The organism is Pseudomonas sp. CK-NBRI-02, from assembly GCF_008124495.1.
In the GTDB taxonomy this organism is placed as follows: Bacteria; Pseudomonadota; Gammaproteobacteria; order Pseudomonadales; family Pseudomonadaceae; genus Aquipseudomonas; species Aquipseudomonas guariconensis.
The window spans coordinates 1-1,080 of record NZ_VSJH01000032.1 but is presented as its reverse complement, the minus strand read 5'-3'; the positions used below and the strand labels follow the sequence as shown (position 1 = coordinate 1,080).

Here is a 1,080-nt window from a genome sequence, read left to right as displayed (position 1 = left end):
CGACAGTCCGCTGTCCAGCACCTTGATAGTGACGGTGGTGGTGCTCTCGTCGCCGTCGGCGTCGCGGATGGTGTAGACGAAGGTGTCGGTGGCACCGGCACCCGCCACACTGTTGGGGTTGGCGTGGTAAGTCGCCCAGCCGTTGGCGTTGATGACCAGGTAACCGTAGTTACCCATGACCTGAGTGCCGACATCGCCTTGGGCGGAGGTCGAGGTGTCGCTGCCGGCGCGCACACCGACCACGACGTTGCCATCGGCCACTTTGTCCGCCCCTATGTCATCGTTGTAGAACACGTTGCCGGAGACGACACCGCCCTCATGGACGGGTGCCGAATCCGGATTGGCCTCGGGCACGTCGTCGACGATGTTGATGACGATCTGGCTGGTGATGGTGTTGCCCAGTTGATCCTTCGCTTGGTAGGTGAAGGTCTCGGTCAGGGTGTTCGGGCCATCGTTGGCGCCACCTGGGGTCTTCGGCGCCGAGGTCAGGGTGTAGGTGTAGGTGCCGTCTCCGTTCAGATGAATCTGACCGTATTGCCCGACAGCATTCAGCACCTTGATAGTGACGGTGGTGGTGCTCTCGTCGCCGTCGGCGTCGCGGATGGTGTAGACGAAGGTGTCGGTGGCACCGGCACCCGCCACACTGTTGGGGTTGGCGTGGTAAGTCGCCCAGCCGTTGGCGTTGATGACCAGGTAACCGTAGTTACCCATGACCTGAGTGCCGACATCGCCTTGGGCGGAGGTCGAGGTGTCGCTGCCGGCGCGCACACCGACCACGACGTTGCCATCGGCCACTTTGTCCGCCCCTATGTCATCGTTGTAGAACACGTTGCCGGAGACGACACCGCCCTCATGGACGGGTGCCGAATCCGGATTGGCCTCGGGCACGTCGTCGACGATGTTGATGACGATCTGGCTGGTGATGGTGTTGCCCAGTTGATCCTTCGCTTGGTAGGTGAAGGTCTCGGTCAGGGTGTTCGGGCCATCGTTGGCGCCACCTGGGGTCTTCGGCGCCGAGGTCAGGGTGTAGGTGTAGGTGCCGTCTCCGTTCAGATGAATCTGACCGTATTGCCCGACAGC

Annotated in this window: 1 protein-coding gene; it reads right to left on the bottom strand. The window is 62.2% G+C overall.

Annotation, left to right across the window (positions count from 1 at the left end; translation table 11 throughout):
• Positions 1-1,080 (bottom strand): Ig-like domain-containing protein (locus tag DQ397_RS19110; protein ID WP_218573709.1); only part of this gene is annotated, 1,080 nt, incomplete at both ends.